The 23,474-nt window shown below is 67.9% G+C and carries 19 protein-coding genes; 2 read left to right on the top strand and 17 right to left on the bottom strand.

Annotation, left to right across the window (positions count from 1 at the left end):
* Positions 1-299: 299 nt before the first annotated feature.
* The 6 genes from cobA to SCA01S_RS19680 form a co-directional block, all read right to left on the bottom strand.
* Complete coding sequence (cobA, locus tag SCA01S_RS19655) at positions 300-1,073, bottom strand: uroporphyrinogen-III C-methyltransferase (RefSeq protein ID WP_062788383.1); 774 nt, start codon at positions 1,071-1,073, stop codon at positions 300-302.
* Positions 1,070-3,589 carry a nitrate reductase gene (locus SCA01S_RS19660; RefSeq protein ID WP_062788385.1) on the bottom strand — a complete coding sequence of 840 codons (2,520 nt, stop codon included), beginning with the start codon at positions 3,587-3,589 and terminating at the stop codon, positions 1,070-1,072. Before SCA01S_RS19660 ends, cobA begins: the two co-directional genes overlap by 4 nt.
* Entirely contained in the window at positions 3,586-3,927 is a 342-nt protein-coding gene (gene nirD / locus SCA01S_RS19665) for a nitrite reductase small subunit NirD (protein ID WP_028658358.1), read from the bottom strand. Before nirD ends, SCA01S_RS19660 begins: the two co-directional genes overlap by 4 nt.
* Positions 3,927-6,497 (bottom strand): nitrite reductase large subunit NirB, encoded by a 2,571-nt coding sequence (gene nirB, locus SCA01S_RS19670; RefSeq protein WP_084391145.1) that lies wholly within the window; start codon positions 6,495-6,497, stop codon positions 3,927-3,929. Before nirB ends, nirD begins: the two co-directional genes overlap by 1 nt.
* 221 nt (positions 6,498-6,718) lie before the next feature.
* The gene (locus SCA01S_RS19675; protein WP_062788387.1) at positions 6,719-7,969 is read right to left on the bottom strand and encodes an alginate export family protein; all 1,251 of its coding nucleotides are present in this window, start codon (positions 7,967-7,969) and stop codon (positions 6,719-6,721) included.
* A gap of 69 nt (positions 7,970-8,038) precedes the next feature.
* A complete protein-coding gene (locus SCA01S_RS19680) occupies positions 8,039-9,295 on the bottom strand; it encodes a nitrate/nitrite transporter (protein ID WP_062788389.1) in 1,257 nt (418 codons plus the stop codon).
* 91 nt (positions 9,296-9,386) lie between these two features.
* On the opposite strand from SCA01S_RS19680, the gene SCA01S_RS19685 reads away from it, so the two are divergent.
* Positions 9,387-11,078, top strand: coding sequence for a bifunctional protein-serine/threonine kinase/phosphatase (locus SCA01S_RS19685; RefSeq protein ID WP_062788391.1), 1,692 nt, complete (start codon positions 9,387-9,389; stop codon positions 11,076-11,078).
* Positions 11,079-11,313: 235 nt separating this feature from the next.
* Here SCA01S_RS19685 and SCA01S_RS19690 read toward each other — a convergent pair whose 3' ends face one another.
* From SCA01S_RS19690 to SCA01S_RS19705, 4 genes are all read right to left on the bottom strand, one after another.
* The gene (locus SCA01S_RS19690; RefSeq protein WP_062788393.1) at positions 11,314-12,522 is read right to left on the bottom strand and encodes an ABC transporter substrate-binding protein; all 1,209 of its coding nucleotides are present in this window, start codon (positions 12,520-12,522) and stop codon (positions 11,314-11,316) included.
* Positions 12,523-12,535: 13 nt separating this feature from the next.
* On the bottom strand, positions 12,536-13,114 hold the full coding sequence (locus tag SCA01S_RS19695) for an ANTAR domain-containing response regulator (RefSeq protein WP_062788395.1): 579 nt from the start codon (positions 13,112-13,114) through the stop codon (positions 12,536-12,538).
* Between the two features lie 356 nt (positions 13,115-13,470).
* Positions 13,471-16,236: a MobF family relaxase gene (mobF, locus tag SCA01S_RS19700; RefSeq protein ID WP_062788397.1), complete on the bottom strand. Its 2,766-nt coding sequence runs from the start codon at positions 16,234-16,236 to the stop codon at positions 13,471-13,473.
* Positions 16,236-17,987 carry a type IV secretion system DNA-binding domain-containing protein gene (locus SCA01S_RS19705; protein WP_245652809.1) on the bottom strand — a complete coding sequence of 584 codons (1,752 nt, stop codon included), beginning with the start codon at positions 17,985-17,987 and terminating at the stop codon, positions 16,236-16,238. Before SCA01S_RS19705 ends, mobF begins: the two co-directional genes overlap by 1 nt.
* On the opposite strand from SCA01S_RS19705, the gene SCA01S_RS22895 reads away from it, so the two are divergent.
* Positions 17,964-18,185 (top strand): hypothetical protein, encoded by a 222-nt coding sequence (locus SCA01S_RS22895; RefSeq protein ID WP_245652811.1) that lies wholly within the window; start codon positions 17,964-17,966, stop codon positions 18,183-18,185. The genes SCA01S_RS19705 and SCA01S_RS22895 overlap by 24 nt on opposite strands.
* Here the strand turns inward: SCA01S_RS22895 and SCA01S_RS19710 are convergent.
* From SCA01S_RS19710 to SCA01S_RS19740, 7 genes are all read right to left on the bottom strand, one after another.
* Positions 18,143-18,514: a hypothetical protein gene (locus SCA01S_RS19710; RefSeq protein WP_062788399.1), complete on the bottom strand. Its 372-nt coding sequence runs from the start codon at positions 18,512-18,514 to the stop codon at positions 18,143-18,145. The genes SCA01S_RS22895 and SCA01S_RS19710 overlap by 43 nt on opposite strands.
* A 220-nt stretch (positions 18,515-18,734) precedes the next feature.
* Positions 18,735-19,436 carry a lytic transglycosylase domain-containing protein gene (locus tag SCA01S_RS19715; protein WP_245652821.1) on the bottom strand — a complete coding sequence of 234 codons (702 nt, stop codon included), beginning with the start codon at positions 19,434-19,436 and terminating at the stop codon, positions 18,735-18,737.
* A gap of 242 nt (positions 19,437-19,678) precedes the next feature.
* The gene (locus tag SCA01S_RS19720; protein WP_062788401.1) at positions 19,679-20,260 is read right to left on the bottom strand and encodes a S26 family signal peptidase; all 582 of its coding nucleotides are present in this window, start codon (positions 20,258-20,260) and stop codon (positions 19,679-19,681) included.
* Positions 20,257-20,754: a DUF2840 domain-containing protein gene (locus tag SCA01S_RS19725; RefSeq protein ID WP_245652823.1), complete on the bottom strand. Its 498-nt coding sequence runs from the start codon at positions 20,752-20,754 to the stop codon at positions 20,257-20,259. Before SCA01S_RS19725 ends, SCA01S_RS19720 begins: the two co-directional genes overlap by 4 nt.
* A gap of 221 nt (positions 20,755-20,975) precedes the next feature.
* Positions 20,976-21,833, bottom strand: coding sequence for a replication initiator protein A (locus tag SCA01S_RS19730; RefSeq protein ID WP_062788403.1), 858 nt, complete (start codon positions 21,831-21,833; stop codon positions 20,976-20,978).
* Positions 21,834-21,877: 44 nt separating this feature from the next.
* Entirely contained in the window at positions 21,878-22,147 is a 270-nt protein-coding gene (locus SCA01S_RS19735) for a helix-turn-helix transcriptional regulator (RefSeq protein WP_062788405.1), read from the bottom strand.
* Positions 22,148-22,351: 204 nt separating this feature from the next.
* Positions 22,352-23,323: a DUF2493 domain-containing protein gene (locus SCA01S_RS19740; RefSeq protein WP_062788407.1), complete on the bottom strand. Its 972-nt coding sequence runs from the start codon at positions 23,321-23,323 to the stop codon at positions 22,352-22,354.
* Positions 23,324-23,474 lie beyond the last annotated feature (151 nt).

Here is a 23,474-nt window from a genome sequence, read left to right on the forward strand (position 1 = left end):
AAAGCGGCCATGTGGCAGCGAGACTTCGAACGTCCGGATAAACCGAAACCGGTCATCCGATGCGTTCCGAAACGCCTTCCTCCTACTCCCAAGATTACAGACACCGGCGCTCGTTAATGGCCTGGGCCGAGGCATCGTGAAAAATCAGGTGCCAAGTTACAAAGCTCGCCTTCGAGGATTTTCCGAAAGTTTCCAAGAACAGCCTGGACAAACCTTCCCACATTTTCTCGCGACGGGCGCACCACACCGGGGGCACGTGTCAGCATCGAGATGCTGAATTAACCACCCGAGAACTCTTTTCATGCTTCGAGTGTCCTTCGTGCCGCACCAGCGCACCACGATGTTCGCTTGAGCGCTTGGCCGATGAGCAGCAGCGCTGGTCCGTCACGTAGCGCCGTCCGCGCGGCCAGTGGCAGAAGGTCGAGCCGGGTATGGAAACGTTGCTCGTTCGGCAGGCTGGCGTTTTCCACGAGGGCGACCGGCGTATCGCTCGGCAGGCCAGCGCCGATCAGCCCGTGCGAGACCGCGCTCGCAGCTGCCTTGCCCATGTAGATCGCCACAGTCGCCTGCGGGTCTGCCAGCGAGCTCCAATCGAGATTGAGCGTTTCTCCGGCGCGAGCGTGGGCCGTGACGAAAGTCAGTTTCCGGGCCAATCCGCGCAAGGTGAGCGATGCGCCGAGCGAGGCTGCTGCGGCGCTCGCGGCGGTAATGCCTGGGCAGATGGAGACGGCAATGCCCGCCGCGCGGCACGCGTCTAGTTCCTCGGTCGCCCGGCCGAAGATTGCCGGGTCGCCGCCTTTCAGCCGGACGACACGCTCGCCGCGCAGCGCCGCTTCGGCGATCAGGCGGTCGATGGTGGTCTGGTCCTTCGAGTGGCGGCCGGAGCGCTTGCCGACATGGATCAGCCGCGCGGTGGGCGGGGCGAGCGCGAGCACACCTTCGCCGACCAGCGCATCGTGGAAGATCGTATCGGCGCGGGCGATCAGGCGCTCGGCCTTGCGGGTGAGCAGTTCGGGATCGCCCGGTCCTGCGCCGACCAGCCATACGCTGCCTTGCGGGAAATCGTCGTTCATGCCGCCTTCTCCTCGGATGATGGGGTGATCGTTTCGAGCAGCCGGGCGATCGCCGGGCGGCATGAACCGCAATTGGTGCCCGCTGCCGTTGCCGCGCCGATGGCAGCGACCGTGCACGCGCCACCGCGCGCTGCCGTCTCGATATTGCGCGCACCAATTCCGTGGCAGACGCAGACGATCGGGCCGGGATCGGGCGCGGGCGAGGCGGGGCGAGCGGCGAGGAGTTCGGCCGGGGCCGCTTGCCCAAGGCCGACTTGCGCGGCGATCCAGTCGCGCGCCGGCAGCGTGCCGCTGCGTGTGACATAGAGCGCAGCGGCAACTGTGCCGTCCCCTGCCAGCACAACGATGCGGCGCATCCCGCGCGCGGTGTCGGCCACTTCGATCCGCTCGCCTTCGCCAAGCAGCGCGTCGACATTTACGCTGCCCTCGCCGGCCAGTTCCATCAGCCAGCCCTGCGGCAGGCGCGAAGCGACCCAGTAGGGAATGCCCTTGGGGCGCACCGCTTCGGCCGAAACCAGAAAGGCGCGCCAATCGACTGCGACCGGTTCGATCAGCGCCGCGCCGTTCTTGAAGCCGGGCTGGCCCGACACCGGATCGACGTTCGGTGCCACGAGCCAGTTGCTGCGCCCATCGCCCGCCATCGCATCGCTCCAGTGCATCGGCACGAAGATTTCGCCATGGCGCTGGCCCGGATCGAACGCGACGCGGAAAACTGCGCTGCCTTGCGGGGTGCGCACGCGCGCCAGAGCGCCTTCGGCCAGGCCAGCTGCGGCTGCGTCTTCGGGGTGGACTTCCAGCAGCGGCTCGCGGCGATGCTGCGACAGCTTGGGGCTCAGCCCGGTGCGGGTCATCGTGTGCCACTGATCGCGATAGCGCCCTGTGTTGAGCCGCAGCGGGAAGGCCGGATCGAAGTGCATCTGCGCCGGGCGGACCGGAACGATCTTCTGTTCGGGCGCCAGCGCCTGCCGGCCACCCCACTGGAACGGCGCAAGCGCGTCGTAGGCCTCGTCCGACAGCGCGGCGTGCGTCGTCAGGTCGAGCACCTTGCCGTGTCGGGCGGCCAGCGCGGTCATCGCCGCATATTCGCGGAACACATCGGCGCTGCTGTTCCAGGCGAAGGCCCCACCGTGGCCAAGCCTGCGGGCCACGGCGGCGATGATCGCCCAGTCGGCCCGCGCCATGCCCGGCGGTGCGAACAGGGCGCGCTGGCGGCTGATGCGGCGTTCGGAGTTGGTGACCGTGCCATCCTTTTCGCCCCAGCCAAGCGCGGGCAGGCGGACGTGGGCCAGGCGGGCGGTGTCGGTATCGGCGATCACGTCGGAAACGACGAGCGTTTCGCACTTGGCCAGCGCGGCCCGCACGAAAGCCGCATCGGGCATCGATACGGCAGGGTTGGTCGCCATCACCCACAGGAATCGGACGCGGCCTTGGTCAATCGCGCGGAACAGGTCCACCGCTTTCAGGCCGGGACCGGGGCAGAGCCGGTCCGTGTTCCAGAAGGCGGCGACATCGGCACGCTCTGCCTCGGAAAAGCCGAGGTGGCAGGCAAGCGTGTTGGCAAGCCCGCCAACTTCGCGCCCGCCCATCGCGTTGGGCTGGCCCGTCATGCTGAACGGCCCCGCGCCGGGCTGGCCGATGCGCCCGGTGGCAAGGTGCAGGTTGATGATCGCATTGCCCTTGTCGGTGCCGCCGGTCGACTGGTTCGCCCCCATGCTGAACAGCGTGACCATGCGCGGGCTTGCGGCGACGAGGTCGACCAGCGCGGCGAATTGCCGGGCGGGAATGCCCGGATCGCAGGCAAGGCCGTCCCACGCCTCCACCTTGGCCAGCCCGCGTTCGCAAAGCGCGTGGAGCAGGGCGTTGAACAGGGTGGTATCGCCATCGGGTGCAATGGCTACGTGCATGTCGGCCTGCTCGGCGGTTTCGGTGCGGCGCGGGTCGATCACGACGATCTTCGTGCCCCGCGCCTCGCGCGCGGCTTCGATCCGCTGCCAGATCACCGGATGGCACCAGGCGGTGTTCGAGCCGACGAGCAGGACGAGATCGGCCTCTTCAAGATCGGTGTACGAGCACGGAACAAGGTCTTCGCCGAAGCTGCGGTTATGCGCGGCGACCGCGCTCGCCATGCACAGGCGGCTGTTGGTGTCGATGTTGGCGGTGCCGACGAAGCCCTTGATGAGCTTGTTTGCGGCGTAATAGTCCTCGGTCAGCAACTGGCCCGAGACATAGAAGGCCACGCTGTCCGGCCCGTGCGCAGCCATGGTCGCGCGCATCCGGTCGGCGACGAGATTCAGCGCGCTGTCCCAGTCCGTGCGCTGGTTGCCGATCATCGGCGAGAGCAGGCGGCCTTCGAGGCCGACCGTCTCGCCCAGGTGGGTGCCCTTGGAACAGAGCCGGCCGAAGTTGGCGGGGTGCGCCTCGTCGCCCCGGATCGTCACCGTCCGGGGCCCCGTGACTTCGGCGCGGATGCCGCAGCCGACGCCGCAATAGGCGCAGGTGGTGCGAATTTCGCTCACGCTGCGCGCTGGCCCAGTACGGCGGCGCGCAGCAGGTAGATGCGCTCGGCATCGACCTTGAGCGGTATGACGGGGACGCACCCCTTATCCTCCCCCTGCGCCTCGCCGGTTTTCAGCGAGATGTTCCAGTTGTGCAGCGGGCAGGTGACCATACCGCCGTGGACGATGCCCTGCGACAGCGGCCCCTGCTTGTGCGGGCACTTGTTGATCAGCGCGTGAAATTCGCCGTTCTGGGTGCGAAATACCGCGATCTCTTCGCCGCCGACCACCGGCAGGGTGCGCGCGGTGCCCGGGGCGATCTGGTCCACCGGGCCGATATCGAGCCAATCGCCGAACATCATGCTTGCTCCATCTGAAGGGGGCGCACCTCGGCAAGGTGCTGGTGAAGTTCGGAATGGGCGCCCGCGGCGCGTTCGGCCCAGGGATCTTCCTGGCAGAACAGCTGCGAATGGCGGAACCGCGCGGCGAGCTGGGTCACGCGGTCGGGATCGTCGAACAGGCCGGCCTTGACGTGATCCAGCCCGACCCGTTCGATCCACGGCGCGGTGCGTTCAAGGTAATGCGCCTGTTCGCGATAAAGCTGGATGAAGGCGGCGCACACGTCCATCGCCTCGGCCTCGGTCGCGACCTTGCACAGCAGGTCGGTGGCCCGCACCTTGATCCCGCCATTGCCGCCGACATGCAGTTCGTAGCCTGAATCGACGCAGACCACGCCGAAGTCCTTGATCGTCGCTTCGGCGCAGTTGCGCGGGCAGCCGCTGACCGCGATCTTGAACTTGTGGGGCATCCACGAACCCCAGGTCATGCGTTCCAGCTTGACGCCCAGCCCAGTCGAATCCTGCGTTCCGAAGCGGCACCATTCCGACCCGACGCAGGTCTTCACGGTGCGCAAGGATTTGCCATAGGCGTGGCCCGAAACCATCCCGGCGGCATTGAGATCGGCCCAGACTGCGGGCAGGTCTTCCTTCTTGATGCCGAAGATGTCGAGCCGCTGGCCGCCAGTCACCTTGACCATCGGCGCGTTGTACTTCTCGACCACATCGGCGATGGCGCGTAGTTCCTTGGGGTTGGTCAGGCCGCCCCACATGCGCGGGACCACCGAATAGGTGCCATCCTTCTGGATGTTGGCGTGCATCCTCTCGTTCACGAAGCGGCTCTTCTGATCATCTTCGTAGACACCCGGCCAGGCGCAGAGCAGGTAGTAGTTGAGCGCCGGACGGCAAGAAGCGCAGCCATCGGGCGTCCTCCAGTGCAGTTCCTGCATCACCTGCGGGATCGCCTTAAGGTTCTTTTCCAAGATCAGGCGCCGCACGTCATCGTGGCCGAAGCTGGTGCATTTGCACAGCGTCTTCGGCCCCGACTGGACTTCGTCGCCCAGCGTGATCGCGAGCAGGCTTTCGACGAAGCCAGTGCACGAACCGCAGCTGGCAGATGCCTTGCAGGTGGAGCGCACCGCATCAAGGCTGCAGGCCCCGCCCTTGATCGAGGCGACGACCTGGCCCTTGGAAACGCCGTTGCAACCACAGATTTCGGCATCGTCCGAAAGGGCGGCAACGGCGGCATTAGGGTCCAGCGATGGCCCTCCGCTGGCAAAGGCCTGTCCGAAGATCAGCGCTTCGCGGATGGGGGAGATGTCCTCGCCCTTCTTCAGCAGGTCGAAGTACCACGATCCGTCGGCGGTATCGCCATAGAGCACCGCGCCCACCAGGCGGTTGTCGCGCACCACCACGCGCTTGTAGATCCCGCGCGCGGCATCGCGCATGACGATGTCCTCGGCACCGTCTGCGCCGGAAAAGTCGCCGGCGCTGAACAGGTCGATGCCCGATACCTTCAGCTTGGTGGACGTGACCGAGCCGGTGTAGCCGGTGGGCTGCTCGCAAGCTCCCTCATCCCTGCAAGCATTATGGGCCAAGGCGCGGCACATGTCCCACAGCGGGGCGACCAGGCCGTAGCACTGGCCCCGGTGCTGGACACATTCGCCCACCGCCATGATGGCAGGGTCGCTCGTCACCATGTGATCGTCGACAACGATGCCGCGCTCGACGGCAAGGCCCGCCGCCCTGGCAAGCCCGGTCGCGGGGCGGATGCCCACCGCCATCACGACGATGTCGGCCGGGAATTCGCGCCCGTCCTTCAGCTTCACGCCGGTGACATGGCCGTTGGCGCCGGTGATCTCGGCAGTGTCGCCGCCGGTGACGATGGCCTGGCCGCGCCGTTCCAGTTCGCTTTTTAGCAGGAAGCCCGCCGCTTCGTCGAGCTGGCGCTCCATCAGCGTGGGCATGATGTGGACGACGGTGACCTTCATGCCGCGCAAGGCAAGCCCGTGCGCGGCTTCAAGCCCGAGCAGCCCGCCCCCGATCACCACGGCCGAACCGCCCTTGTCCGCTGCGGCCAGCATCCGGCCCACATCGTCCAGATCGCGGAAGGTGACCACGCCATCCAGATCATGGCCGGGCACCGGGATGATGAACGGGTCGGAACCGGTGGCGATGAGCAGGCGGTCGTAAGGCTCGATCCGCCCTGAACGGGTGGCCAGGGTGCGGGTGTCGCGGTCGATTGAAACCACCGGATCGCCCGAAACCAGCGTGATGGCGTTGTCGGCGTACCATTCGGGACCGTTGATGACGATGTCTTCGAACGCCTTTTCGCCCGCCAGTACGGGCGAAAGCATGATGCGGTTGTAGTTCACCCGCGGTTCGGCACCGAAGATGGTCACATCGAAGCGGTCTGGATCGCGGGCGAGGATTTCCTCCACGGCGCGGCATCCGGCCATGCCGTTGCCGATCACCGCAAGCCGTTCGCGAACCGGGACGGTTGCAGGGGCTTGCTTGTCTAGCACTGTCGTCGGGGTGTTCACGGGATTTCCCTCTGGCAGATGCGTGAACACGAAAAAGCCGCCCGAACGCATCCCGGTGAAGGGAGGTCTGGGCGGCGACGGTGCCACGCAATGGTGATGGTTCAGGTGGCGCTCTATCACCCTTCATTGGGTGGCGCTGGTACCTTCGAAGCAAAGGCTAACCGATTCGGGGCGTTGAGCGCAAGCAACATTTTTGCACTGCAGCAATGGAAAGCAGAAAGCGGCCCCTGGACGAACCGCGTTCCGCCCCATGCAACGCGCAGAAACCGCGCTTAGAAAGCGTAGTCCGCCTCAAGCCAGAACTTGGTGGTATCGACACCAAAGCCCTTGGCCTTGTAATCGGCATACTTGGCAAGCAGCGCCACTTTGCGCACCTTGAAGCCCACGCTGGCGTCCCATTCCTCGCCGAACTTTACATGGCCGACGTCCGAATGGAAATCGTGCCAAGTAACGTTGGCATTCAGCCCGTGCAGCTTTGGAAACGCCCTGGCGAGCCCGACGTAAACATCTTCGAGGCCGGACTTCGGGGTCGTCAGGAACAGGTCGGCCCAGCCGTTGAACTTGTGCAGCGTGGCCATCGGCGTTTGCAGCGCGATCCCTTTGTCGGAACCGAGCTTTTCATAGCCACCCGTGGCGGTGAAGTCATAGGCGGTAAGCTCGGCTTCGGCGTTCACGTAATCGGCGCCGTACTTGGCCGGGTTATCCTTCCACCCCTGCTGGTGGGCATAACTGCCGATCAGGTTCAGCTTGGCTTTCTTGCCCAGCGGCAGTGCGGCGGTGGCGCGCACGCCATAAGTCTGGGTGTCGGCCAGCGTAATGGCCAGTGGCCCGACCTGCTCCTTGGTATCGTAATCGAGCAGGTATGAGAAAGCCTTGATCGTCACCGGACCCTGCTTCACGCCCGCCTGAAGGAACCAGAAGTTCCCGTCATAGGCTGTACGCGGGCCAGCATCGAGGCCGTAAATCGTGCGCTGGCTGTTGGCATAGGTCACGTCGGCCATGACCGGGCCGATCGTGGCTTCGCCGCGCACGGCGTCGAAGGTCTGCTCGTTCTGGCGCCAGGCCACCCCGCCAACCCAGCGCTGATCGTCAAGGTTGATGCGCTGGCGGCCGACCGTCAGCCCCAGCTGCCTGGTACGGTACTGGATCTGCAAGCGGTTGAGTTCGACGTTGGCCGCATCGGGCACGACGGCGTAGTCCGGACGCGCCTTGCCGGGAACGAACGCCAGGCCGTTGAAGTGGTTGTCGATTTCCAGCGTGCTTTCCGCTTCGGCAAGCACGGAAAGATGCGAGGGCGCGTGCTTCAGTTCGAAGCCGCTGCGCAGGCGCAATGTGACGGCATCGGCGTCCTTGGTCGGCGTGTCGACGTTTTCCCAGCGCAGGCGTGCATCCAGCATGGGATCGAAGGTCAGCGTGTCGGTAACCGGCACCGGATATCCGAAAGCCTTGGGCGCGGCAAGCGCGGGCTGCGCGAGGGCAAGCGGCGCTCCCAGTGCAGCGGCGCCGAGAAGCATGGTCTTCATGGTTGGAAATTCCCTCATGTTGTGGGGCCAGGGCGGTAGCGTGCCGCCCCGGTCACCCGGCAGCTCAGGTCAGATGCGGGCGCCCGAAAGGGCGGCACCCCAAGTGGTCCGCCAGCGGCTCTTGACCGCGGTAAGCCCTGCCAGCGCGACGATCGCCAGTGCAGCGAAGATCATGAAGCCGAGCGAAGCGCTGCCGGTGGCCTTCTTGATCGCGCCCAGTGAGCTTGCGAGGTAGAACCCGCCAAGGCCGCCGCCGAAGCCAACGAGGCCAGTCATCACGCCGATCTCCTTGCGGAAGCGCTGCGGCACCAGCTGGAACACGGCGCCGTTGCCCACGCCCAGCGTGCCCATCACAGCGACGAACAGCACGACCGCGATAGCAAGGCCGCTGGTCGCGACCATGGCAATCACGCCGAGCAGCACGGCGGCGGCCACGTAGACCGCGGTGAGCGTGCGGATGCCGCCGAAGCGGTCGGCCAGCGCGCCGCCCATGGGGCGCAGCAGCGAGCCCATGAAGACGGCGGCGGCGGTGCAGTAGCCGGCGATCACCGGGGTGACGCCGAAGCTGTCGGCATAGAACGTGGGCAGCGAGCTCGACAGACCGACGAAGCCGCCGAACGTCACGAAGTAGAACAGCATGAACCACCAGGCGTCTGCCTCCCTGAGCACCGAGGCGTAAGCCGAAAGCGGCTTGGGCGCGGGCTGGTCGGGGCTGTCCTTGGCGGCGATCAGGTAAAAGGCGAAAACCGCGATCAGCGGGATCAGCGCAAAGCCGAAGACATTGGTCCAGCCATAGGCCTTGGCCAGCAGCGCGGCGAACAGTGAGGCGAACACGGTGCCGGAATTGCCCATGCCGGCAATGCCCATGGCCTTGCCTTGATGTTCGGGCGGATACCACCGGCTGGCGAGCGGCAACGACACGGCAAAGCTGGCCCCGGCAAAGCCGAGGATCACGCCAAGCGCGAGTGTGCCCAGATAGCTGGAGATGCCGAAGTGCCAGGCCACGAACAGTCCGGCGATGACCACGATCTGGCTGATCGTGCCGGTCAGCTTGGGACCGATACGATCGACCAGCACACCGTTGATCAGGCGAATGACCGCGCCCGCAAGCGTCGGGATGGCGACCATCATGCCCTTCTGCGCCGGGTCCAGCCCCAGCTCCTTCGAGATGATCGGCGCCAGCGGGCCGAGCAGGACCCAGACCATGAAGGCCATGTCGAAATAAAGGAACGCGGCGAGCAGCGTGGGGCTGTGGCCGGATTTCCAGAAGCTGGTTGTGGCGCCCTGCGGCGCGGGCTTAGCGGATGGCATGGCAACCGTGGCCATAGGTGGTCCTCTCTGCACTTGACGGGTGGTGGATTGGAACGATCCTCACGCGGGCGGGCGACGTGCTCGGGCGCAAGGGGCTGAAGCGAACATGCGGAACGGTGGAGAACTGGTTGTTGCAGCTGGATTTTTCAGTGCGACCGGGCCGCGTGACGACAACCAGGACTTTGGCGGCGTGCATCTGGGCACCGCGACCGAGCGTGCCCGCCACGGCATCGTTGCCGTGGTGGCCGATGGGGTAAGTGGCGGGAAGCAGGGCCGCGCCGCAGCAGAACTTGCGGTGCGCGCGCTGGTCGAAGGCTTCTACGCGCTGCCCGAAACGCTGGGGCCGGCCCGCGCCATCGGGCAGGCAATGGGCGCCTATAACCGTTGGCTGCACGCACAGGGCCGGGGCGAGAGCATGGCCAACAGCGGCACCACGTTCACCGCCATGACCCTTCGCGGGCGCCAGGTGCATGTGGCGCATGTTGGTGACAGCCGCGCCTGGCGCTTTGCCGGGGGCCGGCTGACCTGCCTCACCACCGATCACGTCCGCCCCGAGCCCGACCTCAACCACGTGCTGATCCGCGCGCTGGGGCTCGAGGCCGATCTGCGGCTCGATCACTGCACGCTGGAACTTGCCGAACGCGACCGGCTGCTGCTCACCACCGACGGCGTGCACGCGGTGCTTTCGGCAGCCCGCCTCGCCGCGATTATCGGTGAGGATGCGAGTGCCGAGGCAACGGCGCAGCGGTTGGTCGAAGCGGCGCTCGCCGCCGGTGGCCGCGACAATGCAACCGCGCTGGTACTCGACGTGGTGCGCCTGCCCGCGCCCGATCACGACGGCATCCTCGCCGAAGTCTCCGGGCTGCCTTTCGTCCCGCCGGCGGGCGTTGGCGAGACCATCGACGGATTCCGCATCGAGCGGGCCTTGAGCGAAGGCCGCCACGCCGTGCTGCTTGTCGCCACGGACGAGGAGGAAGGCGAGCGGGTGGTGCTCAAGTTCCCCCGCCGCGAGATCCTGTCCGACCATGCGCTGCGGCTGGCCTTCGCTCGCGAATTGCTGCTTTCGCGCCGGGTGGCTAGTCCCTTCGTGCTCGCGGCGCGCCCGGTGCGGCCCGAACGGCAGAGCGGGCTCTATTCCGTGCTGCCGCTGCTGGCAGGCGAGAGCATGGATGCGCGGCTGGAGCGCGGAAATCCGCCGCTCGAAGAGGCGCGGCAGGCGGCGATCGGGCTGGTGCGCGGGCTTGCCGCGCTGCACAAGCTCGAAGTCGTCCACCGCGACGTGAAGCCCGACAACGTCATGCTGACCGGTGAGGGCGGCGTGAAGCTGATCGACCTTGGCGTCGCGCGGCTGCCGCGTGTCGAGGATTTCCATCCCGACGAGATTCCGGGAACGCCGGGTTTCATGGCGCCCGAACAGTTCGACGGCAACGCGGGCGATGCGCTGACCGACCAGTTCGCGCTGGGCGTCACGCTCTACCGCTGGTTCACCGGCAAGTGGCCCTATGGCGAGCAGGAGGCGTTCCAGCGCCCACGCTTTGGCATCGCGCCGGCGCCTTCGCGCCATCGCCCGGAAATCCCGAGCTGGCTCGATGCCGCGATCCTGACCGCCATCGCGCCCCGGCGCGAGGACCGCTTTGGCGATGTGGTGGAACTGCTCCGCGCGCTCGAAAGCGGCGGCGCGCTGGGCCTTGCCGCCGCCCGTCGCCGGCCGCTGATCGAACGCGATCCGGCGCTGTTCTGGAAGGGCACCAGCGCGCTGCTGGCGGCCGCGCTGGTCGCCTCGCTGCTGCTGCGCTGATCGCTCCTTGCTGCCCACGCCGGGTTGGCTCCTGCCGACGCGCAACACAAAAAAGCCGCCTCGACTTGGCCGGAAGGGCCAGATCGGGCGGCGACGTTGCCACGCGTTGTTGATGCTGTGCGCGCCTGGCCTGCGGTGCGCCCCCTCGTCGGGACACGGCCATCGTGCAGCCCAAGGCTAAGCGATTCGCCCCTGCGAGGTAAAGCGCTTTTTGCGACGCAGCATGAAATCGATCTTACGGCAGGGTGGCAAGGTACCCTGCAAGATCGGCCGGATCGAATACCCCGCCATCGAAGAAACGGTTGCTTTCCAGTGTCATACGCCCCTGCTGCGTGCCGACGACGGTGGTCCCGGCAAGGCTTCCTTCGACCTTGGAACTTGCCCCCGGCAGCGGTTCGGCGCTGCCGACCAGCGCGCTACGGTAGACATCGGGGCGGAACACGCGGGCCGCCTTGCGCGCTTCTTCGGGCACGATCGCGCCGTGTTCCCAGCGTACCATCTGGGTGTAGAGCCACTCGGCCTGGCTGACCCACGGAAAGTTTGCCGCCTCGCGATACTGGAACATGAAATCGGGGAAGGGCACGATCGCGCCTCCCTTTGCCAGCATCAGCTGGTCCGAAATCGCGCGGTGGATCAGTGCGGCGCTGCCGTCGAGGTATTCCGGCCGGGCCAGAATCGCGGCGTTGGCGTCCCAGTTGGCCGGATCGACGAAATGGCGCGCGGCACGGATCAGCGCGCGGACCAGCGCCTCGACATCGTCGCGGCGTTGGTCGACCAGCCGCTCCTTCATCGTCAGGACTTTCTCGACCCCGCGCCGCCAGATCTGCGCGGTGACCATGACGATCTCGCCCGCGCCGCGTTCGACAGCCACGCTGTTCCAGGGTTCACCCACGCAGATCGCATCGACTTCGCCGGCATCCAGCGCATCAGCACAGAAGGGCGGTGCCACAGTGGTTATCTCGACGTCGTGGTCAGGGCGGATGCCGCTGGCTGCCAGCCAGTAGCGCAGCATGTGGTTGTGTGTCGAATGGCGGTGCACGACGCCGAAGCGCAAGCGGTCACCCGCCGCGATGCGCTCTTGCGCCACCAGTCGCAGCGCGGCGCCAGCTTTAACCGGATCGGCGAGCTGGCCGGGCGCTGTCAGGCGGCGGGCAAGGTCAGGCCGCATGGTCAGCGCGTTGCCGTTAAGGCCGAGCACGAACGGCACCGCCAGCGGCTGAGCGGGGCGCCCCCGCCCGAGCGTCGTGGCGATGGCCAGCGGGGCGACCATGTGCGCGGCATCGCTATGGCCATAGAGCAGGCGGTCGAGAACGGTCGCCCAGCTCATGTCCCGCACCAGCCGCAGCGACAGCCCTTCCGCTTCGGCAAAGCCATGCTCGCGGGCAAGGATCGGCAGGCACGCATCGACCAGCGGCAGGAACCCGATGGTCAGTTCGCTGGACATTGCTGGCTTTCCATCATGTGCCTCCCATCAGCTTGTGCGCGGTGACCACCGCTTCGGCGATCTCCGCGATCCGCCGGCCCTGGTTCATCGCGGTCTTGCGCAGTTCGGCATAAGCCTGCGGTTCGGTCAGGCCGCGGTTGTTCATCAGAATGCGCTTGGCCGTGTCGATCGCCGCGCGCTCGGCCAACTGGCCCTTGGCTTCGGCAAGGTCCGCTTGCAACCGCGAAAAAGCGTTGAAGCGGCGGACCGCCAAGTCAAGAATCGGACGGATGCGATGCGGGGCAAGGCCGTCGACTACGTAGGACGAAACGCCCGCGTCGATCGAGGCGGCGATCGCCTCGTCGTCGCTTTCGTCCACGAACATTGCGATGGGGCGGGCCAGCGCGCGGCTCACCGCAAAGTATTCCTCGAGCACGTCGCGCGAGGGATTGCCCAAGTCCATCAGCACAATGTCGGGATCGATATGCGCGATGCGAGCCACCAGGCCACGCCGTTCGGTAACAACGAACAGCTCGCAATCGTCGAGCGCGGCAAGGCCCTCGCCGATGACGGCGGCGCGAGAGGCGCTTTCATCGACGATGGCGATCCGCATGGCCCCTATTGCACTGCATCACGAGTGGTTGGCAATCTCTCACACAACGTGTTTGTGGATCCAGGCAGTGACTTGGCGACTGAGCCCCAGAAGGTGGCCAAAAAAGGCACTCAGCAAATATGAGGAAGTCGCGACGCGAGGCACGTGAGGATCTAGCTGAGCTATTTTCAGCGGTCGCCCACAAATGCTTTGCAATGTTGCAATGGCAGGTTTTGGCCTCAACAGACTCCAATCATGCGGGGTTGGATGACCGGCGCTGGTCGGCAGCCACCGTTGGGCCGCCTCGTCTAAATGGCCGCCAATCCGGTTACGCGGTCCATAAGCTGCCTTTCCGGATCGTCCGCTTTCATTGTCATTCAACCCAATCCAGCGCCAAGTGTCTTGACCGCAATTGGCGCCGGTATCGCGCTACCAACCTGCGCCACCGCCGTCTGCACCTGTCCAGCCCTCTCGCTGATCGCCGCAACCAGGCGGTCGCGATCGTTGGTAAAGACCGCCACCGTCGACCTGGCCCGCGAAATTCCCACATAGAAGCTCTTCTGATCGACGAGATTGGTCGCCTTGCTGTCGGCATGGATCAGGACATGGTCGGCGGTGCGTCCCTGGGCCGCAAAGGCAGTCTCGACATAGGCATGCCGGATATGCTGGTCGCGCGGCGCGTCCAGGCTCAGCGTCTCGCTCCTGCCCTGGGCCGTCCGGACCGTTGCGCTGCGGGCGGACGCGTCCACCGCGATCACTTCGGCGCGCCCACCATTGGTCCGCCCGGTCTCGCGGTCATTGCGGGTGAACTGGATGCGATCGCCGACCTGCAAGTCCAGCTTCTGCGGCGCGAACGCCTGGCTATTCCCGGCCCCCCATTGCCGCAAGCGCCAATCCACGTCCCGGCCATCGGTCGATTGCAGCGTAATGGCCGCCCTCTCCGGATCTATCGCTGCGACCCGATACGCTTCACCGCGCACAATGCCCTTGTCGGCATAGTCGCGCGTGAAGCGCACGACATCTCCCGGATCATAGGCCAAGGGGTCACGCGCTTCGACGCGGGTCAGCCCCTTGTTGACCAGGCTCTGCATGGTCACAGTCGGCCCGGTCAGCGCCCCTGACCTGGCCAAGGCGTCCCGGATATCGGCAGTGAGCGCATCGCGCCCCTCCCGGGACGGCTCGATTACCAAAGTGCGCGCCTGCGTCGCCTTGTCGAGCCCGGCATAGTGCGCAGCGATGGCGGCAAAGCGCTCGGCCCGGTCAGCACTTTCGACAATCCGGCCGCCGCCACGGTCCAACGCGGCAAGCGCTGCCCTGGCATCGCCAGCAATCGACGCGACAACCGCCGCCATCGTTGCGGCGTTGGTCTGCCGGACGATCTCGCTGAGCCTGGCCGTCTCCATCCCTGCCCCCTGCAACTGGGCAAAGGCTGCTCCGGCTTCGACCGATCCCAGCTGTTGCACGTCACCGACCAGAACCACGCGGGCATGCTCCTGCTCTGCCAGTTCGAACAGGCGCGCCGTATCACGTGCCGAAAGCAGGGATGCTTCATCGACGATCCAGGCTGCCGGCTGACCTGGATCGGCCCGTTGCGGGGAGAGCAGATGCCGCGCGACCGTTTCGCTGCGGGTGCCGAGCGCTTCCCCCAGGACCATGGCCGCCGATGCCGTCGGTGCCAGCGCAATGACCGCTATTCCATGGCCTTGCGCCTCGCGGGCAAAGGTGGCCAGGACAGTGGTCGTCTTGGCCGTGCCGGCATAGCCCTGCATAGCCGAGATGCGGTTGGTGCTGGTCAGCAGCTGCTGCGTTGCGGCGCGTTGCTCGACATTCCAGGCAAAGCCGGCCCGCTCGGCGCGCACCGCAGCGCTGGCCACCGCCTTGGCCGCCGCTAGCGGTGAAGCGATCGGCGCCATCCCCCCTCGCCCACGCGCCTCGGCCTCGAGCATCCTCGTCTCGATCGCGACATTCTCGCGGGTCGTGAAGCCAGGGAACGCGGCGCCGCGGCGATCGACAAAGGCCCGGTCGATCAGCTCGCCCGCGCCGGTCGCCGCCGTCACGGCCTGCGCGATCTCGGCATAACCGACCCTGCCCAGCCCGATCCGCCCCGCCTCTTCCTGCAGGGCCGCGGCAGAGAACACCGATTGTCGTTCGCCCAGCTTGGCGGCAGCCTGGGCAACGGCGCGATCCGCCATGGTCGCCTGTATCGCCAAGTCCGCCTGGTGCGCCGGACTGGCCGCCCTGGCCTCAGCCTGCGCGATCAGCGCCAGTCGCGTCGCCGGGCCAAACCCGGCCTTGTCCGCCGTCTCGCGCCAGGCGCCGACCAGGCCCGCGTGGTCGCCAGCCACTTTGGCAGCGCGCGTGTCCAGGGTCGCCATCTGCTTCTCGGCGGCGCTGGCCGCGACGCGCGACGTGCCGCGTTCCTCCAGCCTGGCCTCGATCTCGGCGCTGCGGGTGCTGAAGGCAGCGATGACCGCGCCGGCAACGCCTTTGATTTCGAAGCTGGAATCCCGGCCCACCGCGATGTCGTAGCCCAGCGCGCGCACGTTCACCGCCAGTTGCTGGCGATAGATGGCGCCGACCTGCTTCTGCAGCTGATAGATCGCGCGCGGCTCGAGGCTGCGCCACGATCCGTCTGCGTCCTGCGTCGCGTTCATCACGATGTTGTGGGTGTGCAACTGCGGGTCCTGGGCCCGGCTGGTATGATGCTGGAAACTGGCGATGACCAGATTGGCGGTCATTTCCCGAGCGACCTGCCCACCCTCGCGGATGCGGGTCGCGGCCATATGCTGCTCGACATGGGCCATGGCAACCTGCACGGCCGCCCCATGCGCGGCGATCAAGCGCCGGTCACCGGCAACTTCGGCCATGATCGATACCGACTTGGGCGCACTCAGGGTGACATCCCAGCCAGGGCGATGCTCGCGCTGGCCGCCACGCATGGTGCCCAGCTGCTGCCCGGCGATCTCACCCTCGAGCAGGGCGCGGAACTGCGCGCGGTCGACCTCGCCGGCCAGGCCCAGCGTCGCCGCGCCCCGGCCCTGCCACTGCGAGGGCGAAAGGCCACCTTCGGCGTAGTAGTCGTCGGCCTCGTAGTAGCTGGCGGCCTGGGCGGAGCTGGTCAGGGCGGAGACGGACGCGACCATCACACCGGGCCCTGGTCTGTGGGTAAAGCCCCCCGGGCGACCGGACGCCTGGATCCCTGCCGTGGCGCTGCCGCGGGCGGAGGATCGGACTCCGGTGGCGACGCCGCAACCGGCGACGGCGATGGCATCGCGGCGGCGGCTTTCTCCCACAGCGTGTGCCGCGGATCGCCAGGGACAAAGCCAGGCGCACGCGCCGGCCCACGCCGGACGACATGATCGGCTGTCAGCTTGATCCGGGCCACCGGCAGGCCATCGGGGAACAGCAGAAAGCCTTCGAACTTGGGCAGGCGCAATTCGCTTGCGATGACCGCCGGCCGGATCTTGCGCGTCCGGCCCAAGGTCGTGCGGGGTCCTTCGTCCCCCTCGGCCAGGGCATCGGTCATGGTCTGGATCTCGACCTCGCAATCGCCGATCGCGCGACTGGCCCATTGCTGGGTTTTCCCGTCGATGGTCTGCAGGAACAGCTTGGTATTGCAGCACCCCAGGATAGATTCGGCGAGCTGCGCGCCATAGCGATGCTGCATCTGCCCCAGCGCCTGGAAGGTCAGGATCACCGCCGCGCCGAACTTGCGGCCCTCGGGCAGAAGCCGCGCCAGGTTGTCGACGCGGGGCAGATCGGCGAGCTCGTCGAGCACGAACCAGATGCGCCGCTCGGGCGCTGGCGGCAGGCCCAGCACCGCGCTGGCCGCACAGTCCAGCCAGCAGGCCAGCAGCGGCTTGGCGGCTTCGAAATAGTCCTCCTTGCGGGGCACGAAAATCCAGGGACGGGCGCCCTCGCGCTGGTCGAGGCCGTGGATGAAGTCGCGAAAGGCAAAAGGCGCCGCGCCGCTGTCCTCGACGCGCAGGAACTGGATAAGATCGGCGGCCTTGGCGAGCATGAACAGCACGCTGCCTGTCGCCCGATCCGCATCGTCGGCAAAAGTTCGCGCCGATGAACTGGAGGCGAGCCATGCTTTGAGGTCGTCCTTGGTGCGGGTCTGCAGCGCATGCCGCAGATCGGCCAGGGTGCAGGCCTTCTCGCGCCACAGCGCGCGGAGCATGTTGGCAACCAGGATCCGGCTGGTGTCGAGCCAGACATCGCTGTCGTGCTGGCCGGTCTCGGTAATGAGCTGATGGGCAATGCGGTCGGCGTCGGCCGGGTGAGCGATCTCGGCGAAAGGTGACCAGAATGCGCACCGCGCATCGAACGGATTGAGAATGATGTCGCCTCGCTCGGGCCGGTAGTAATGGGCGATGAACTCCCCGCTGGTATCATAGACCAGCGCCGCCTGGCCGCGCGCTTCGATCCCGTCGAGCAGCTGGCGCAGGGCGGTGGTCTTGCCCGACCCGGTGGTGCCGATCATGGCCAGATGGCGGGTTTCCAGCCGCGCCGGGATCGGCACCGTGCCGATCGACAACGGCGAGGGCCCGGCCTCCTCCCCCATGCGCTGGGCCAGCTGACGTTCACTGGCCAGCACGGTTCCGGCCATCCAGCGGTCGGCCAGAAGGCGGCGACGGCGGCGCGCCATCACGCTGCGCTGCGCCAGCAAGAGCCCGAGCCAGCCTGCAAAACCGAGCGCGCTGCCCCCTGCCGCCCAGGTCCGGACCTGCCGCGCGCAGCGCTGGAAATAGGGGTGGGCGATGATGGCGCGCGCCGAGCGGTCCTTGTCGATCGCCCGGCCGCGATGGACGTCGATCCCGGTATCGCTGGCCCAGGCGGAGACCACTCGCAGCTTGAATGCCGCCCAGTGATAGGTTTCGGCGGCGACCATCGCATCCCGCCCAGCCCCGACGCAGGGCAAGGCGATCCCACCAAGCGCAACCGCCACCGCCAGGGCGATGGCCTGTCGCTTGCCGCGCGCCAGGCTGCGCGCCTGCTGCTGCCTGTGCAGGGCATCGGCATGGATGCGGCGATCGGGCGCAGCGGTCATGGCCCTTCCTCCCGGGCCAGCCGCCGCTGGCGCTGGTAGGCGGCGTGGATCTGCGCGGTGATCACGTCATCGCTCTCGGCCAGCCCCAGGGCGGCCGCACGCGCATAGCCATAGGCAGCGCAGGCGGTGAACAGCACCCGGTCGAGCATCCGCTCGACCTCGGTCAGCCGGGTGCCGACCGAGGCCAGCTCCAGGAGCATATCCGGCCCCGAGATGCCTCGTGCCGCTGGATCGGCAAGCGTCGCCATGCCCGCCGTCACGCAGCGCTGCACCAGGGCATAGACGCTGATGCCCTCGCGCTGGGCCAGGGTCCGCAGCGCCTTGTCGAGCGTTACCGGCACGCGCACGGTATGCTGCACCGGCCTCATCGCGCCGCCTCGGGCAGACTGCGCATCGCACTCTCGCCATCGCCCCGATTTGCGCCATCGCGGCAACACGGCGCGCCCGCGCAAGCGCGGCGCAGTCGCGCAAAACGGCGGAAAACCGGCATGCACGCGTGCGTGAGGTGTGTATCACAAATTGCGGCTCGATGCGCAGCATCGCAGCCCTCTGGCCATGCCGCCATGGCGCTGGCGTTGGGCAGCGCGATCATGGCTGGCTGCCTGTTGCGTTTGGATAGAGGCTGTCGCGCAGGCCCGCCGGAAGCGCATCCGGGGTGACGCCCGGGGTTGGCTGATCCGCTCTGCCGGTCTGTCGGGGCGAGGCAAACAGCGAGGCGGCCCGCCAATCCGGCACCGCCGCAAGCGTCTCCTCCGCCGCCGGTGGCGTGGTGGCGAGATCGCCCGGCAAGGCGAGCCGGGTGGCAAGCCGGGCCACGTAGCGCAGGGTCTCGGCCGGCAGGGGACGCAGACCGCGGCGATAGGCTTCGTAGCGGCCTGGCCCGGCATTGTAGGCCGCCAGAAACCCAGGACTGCCGTAGCGATCGTGCAAGGCGCGCAGATAGGCCGCACCGGCGAGAATATTGGCGCGTGGTGCGAAAGGATCCTCGCCCAACCCATAAGTGCCGGACAGCGCACGCCAGGTCGCCGGCATGAGTTGCATCAAGCCCATTGCCCCGGCTGGCGACACGGCGGCGGGATCGCCACCGCTTTCGGCCGCGAGGACCGCCGCCAGCCAAGCCTCGGGCACGCCAAACCGCGCGGCTGCTTCGGCGACAAGCGGCGCCCACGGCGATTGACCGGCCGCTTCTGGCGCGACGAGACGCGATGGAGGCTTCGCGAAAGCCGGCGCGGACGACCATGGCAGGCCCATGGCGACCAGCAGCGCCGGAAGCCATGCCAGCCGCCACACGGCGCCGCGCGTGCTCCCTCGCCCCACGGCGCGAGGCCGGAGCAGGCCACGCCCTGCGCGGCAGCCATGCAACTGCAGCCCATGCGGCAGCGCGCTGCGGGCTGGACAGACCGGATGGCGGGTGCCGCCGCGACCGCGGTCATCCTCGCCGCGGCGCGGAACCGGCAGCAGGAGACAGCGCCCGGGTCTGTGGCAACGGCGGGCCAGGCCACCAGGTATCCGCAAAATCAGGTCCCCCCCGATCATGACCGCAGCCTCGGCAGGGCAGACGAACGCAGCAGCGGCCGGCGCGCCGCAAACCACACGCGATGGCCCGTGCCGCGCTCGTCGGTCCAGACCGGGTGGGCCACGCCGAGCACGGCGCGGCGGGGCACGACCCCGAAATAGCGGCTGTCGACGCTGTCGGCACGCGCCGGGGCGAGCAGGAACAACTGATCGGGTGCGAGGCGAATACAACCCGACCAGACCGGCAGAGTGCGCCCGGCGCGATCCCGCAGGCGGGCCACCGCGACGAGGCGCCCGGCCAAGGTGACGCGTTGGCCAAAGCGGCAGACCCGCGTACCGGCTTCGGCGGCCAGCGGCTTGATCAGCGCTACTCCCGCCGGCAGATAGCCGCGCCGGGCCATCAGCGCGGCCCAGGGCTCCGGCATGCGCACGGCGAGCCGCTGGCCTGGCGCCAGCCGCGCGGCCGGCGCGATCCAGTAGAGTCCGGTCGGAACACTGGGCGAGGCATTCCAGACCAGGCGCGGCCGCACGGGCAGCAGGACGGGCACGACCAGCGCGGCCACGGCCAGTTCCATCGCGAGCAAGGCGCGCCCGTTCATGGCTGTATCTCCCGCGGTGCGCGCCGGGCCGCCTGGCACAAGGTATCGGCGATCCGCGTCACCGCACGGCCGGCGAGACGGTCGTGGATTTGCCGCCAGTGATCGGGCACGACCTCTTGCGGCGCGAGCCCCAGCGCCTCGATCGCCGCGATCACGGCAAAGACGCGAGCGACGCGGCGCCAGCCCTGCACGGACAGGAGGATTTCGCCACCCGGATCGACTGCGGCAAGGCGCGCCACTGGAGCACCGCGCGGCATGGCGCGGACGATGGCGAGGTGCGACAGCGCCGTGCCATGGTCATGTCCGGCCCAGCGCACCAGGGCAAAGACCTGGCCCGGCGCGTAGCTCTCGATGCGGCGCCCGCCGGCGCAGCAGCAGGTGGCGACCGGCTTGCCGAAACGCAGCCAGTGGCTGCGCTGGCCCTGCGGCCAGGACAGCGTGACGTGCGTCAGGGGATCATCGCCCGCGCCAGCAGGTGCAGCCTTGCTGGCCATCCCGCCAGCGTGCGCGGCCCGGTCGGCAAGCTCGCTTTCCGCTCCGGATTGTCCACGGCTTGCCGGCGTTAGCAGGAATCCGCAGGATTCCTGGTTAGGTCGGTTAAGCGCGGCACAACCCTCTGAATCGAGGAGACTATCGCCCTGGTTCGGTTCCCGATCGTCCGGGAAAGCGGTTCCCGATCGTCCGACCCATGGGGTTCCTGATGGTCCGAGCTGCATCATGACTTATCCACAGGAGCAAAGCCGACCCGGCGCAGCGCCCGGTCGTAGCGGTTTTCGGGAAGGCGCACGAAGCGCAGCCAGTGCCGGCCATGCTCAGCAAACAGCGTGAGCGTGTAGCCCGGCAAGGCCTGGCGCTGGACGATATCGCGCAGCGCGAAGGCAAAGCGCTTGCGCGGCCAGAGCAGCCCCGAGCGCAAGTGGAGATGGGGCAGATCGAAAGTCCAGCCGCCGGGCTGGCGCCCGCCATGCTTGCGCACCAGGCGGTAGAGCCAGCGCTCGAGCCCGCCGGTCAGCCCGAAATAGGCGCGATCGATCGTCAGCACCCACTGCGCCTGGATCACGCCCTGGTAGAACCAGTCGGGCACGACCAGTTCGATGCCGCAGGCGCGGCCGCGCCCGTCGCTGCATTCGCGCCACTCGTTGATCCAGGAAAAGCGGTGGCGACGGCCGCGCTCGGGCTGGCGGATGGTCGTGGCAATGGTGGTCGACTGCAGGCGATCGAGCGCGGCCTTGAGGCGTTCGTAGCTGGCCTTGCCGGTGCCGCGGCGCGTGAACGTAAGGATGTCGTGGGGCCGCGCCGCGATCAGCCGCGATGTCGGCAGCCCGGCATCGCGCGCCTCGACGATCTGGCTCGCTATCCAGATCAGCACGTCGGCGTCCCAGATCGTGGCCATGCCATGCTCGTGGGTGGCTTCGACGAGGATCGCGACGTCGCCCATGCGAAAATCGATCGGGCGGGTGCGGCGGCTCTTGGCGAGGCTGAAGAACGGCCAGACCATGAGGTCCTGGGCATCGCGCGGCGCGATCGACCCACGCAGCGGTACGAACAGGTCGAGCTGTTCGCGCGACGGCATGCGCCCGACAGGTGCAGCACGCAGCGCCGCAGAAGGCCGCGCGCTCACCGGCGCACCGGCCCGGTGCCGGGCTGGCGCCGCGCGGGATGGACCACGCCACGCCCGGGATCGCGGGTCGAGCGGCGCTGTCCCTGGCCGGCCCAGGCGTCGAGGTCGGCAAGTGCGTAGACAATCCGCCCGCCGAGCTTGTGATAGACCGGGCCGGTGCCGAAGCAGCGATGCTTTTCGAGCGTGCGCGGCGACAGTCCGAGGTGGACGGCGGCATCGGGCGTGCGCAAGTAGCGCGGGTAAACCGGGGACGGAATGGGGTTCATGGTCGGGCTCCATCGCGAGCAGAAGAGCCGCGGCGCAGCCCTTCCGGATGAGCCCAATCCTGGCGCAGTGCCGGCACCGGAGCGGAGTGACAAAAACGCCCCCGGCATCTTTGTCACCCCTCGCCCGGGCAAGGCGACTATCACGGCCGCCCGTTCAGCGCGCCCGGCAGCGGCGCGCGAGGGCCACCGGTCATGCGCCGCGCCTCAGCGCAGCGGACGCTGCGCGGCGAGCGCCAGGGCCTGGTGCGGCACGCGTGCAGCGCGCAGGCGCTGCAGGAGGTTGGCCTGGAGCCCCGACCCTTCGCCGACGATCGCATGGACCGGGCGCAGCGCCAGCAACTGCTCGTTGCGCACGAAGCCGGCGCGCTTGCCCAGCGCGCGGTCGAGCGCAAAGCGCACGGTCGTCACGCCGCGCGCGGCAGCCCAGGCATGGGCGATCTGGTCGCAGCCGCGCTGCTGCGCCGTGGTCGCCAGGACCAGCGCCGGCACCCGGGCATGGACCGCGTCGAGAGCATCCCAGATCAGGCGATGGTCGTGCCAGGCCGTCCCGCCCGAGACGATCACCACCGGCCCGCTCGGTGCCAGCGCCTCGCGCCGCGCCGCCGCGCGCGCGGCGAGGAAATCGCGAGCATCGATCTGGCTGGCCGTGAATCCCGAGGAGACCCGCGAGCCGCGCGCGGTCGAAAACGGCTGCCCGGTTTCCAGGCGATAGATGGCACCGGCATGGTCGCGCATCGCTTCGAGCGCGGCACGGCAGTCCATCAGGGTGCGACAGATGCGCTGGGTTTCTTCGAGTTCGACGGCATGGGCTTCGGACGGATCGAAGCCGCGGGCCAGTTCGCCGAGCTTGCGCGCGGCGTCGTCCTCGCGCCGGGCGGCCCGCTCCGCTGTCCTATGGAAGCTGTTGACGAAACCCCAGGCCAGGTCGGCGGCAAAGGCCTCGAGGCGGGTGTCGCGCAGGCAATCGAACAGCGTGGTCATGACCAGGTCGAGTGCGGCGTGCACGACCGTGGGATCGGGCATGTCGCGCGCTTCGGGCTCGTGGTGGATCGAGAGCTGGGCCAGCGCGTCCTGCTCGATAAAGGCCGCCGCAAAGGCGCTCGTTTCGGCCGCGCCGAACGCGTCGGCCGGATCGCCCGGGAACGCGGCAGCATCGGCAGCAGATGAATGGGGCATGGTGTCCTCCGCACAGACAGTCCGCCATCACCGCGATGGCAGGGCCACGACACCGGCAAGCCGCGTCCAGCCGGTCAGGGACGCCGGCAGAGCCGGCGCCGCTGCGCGGGACGTGGGGGAGCCGATTTTGGCAGGCGGCCCGGATCGGGCC

Source organism: Novosphingobium capsulatum NBRC 12533, from assembly GCF_001598375.1.
GTDB classification, from domain to species: Bacteria; Pseudomonadota; Alphaproteobacteria; order Sphingomonadales; family Sphingomonadaceae; genus Novosphingobium; species Novosphingobium capsulatum.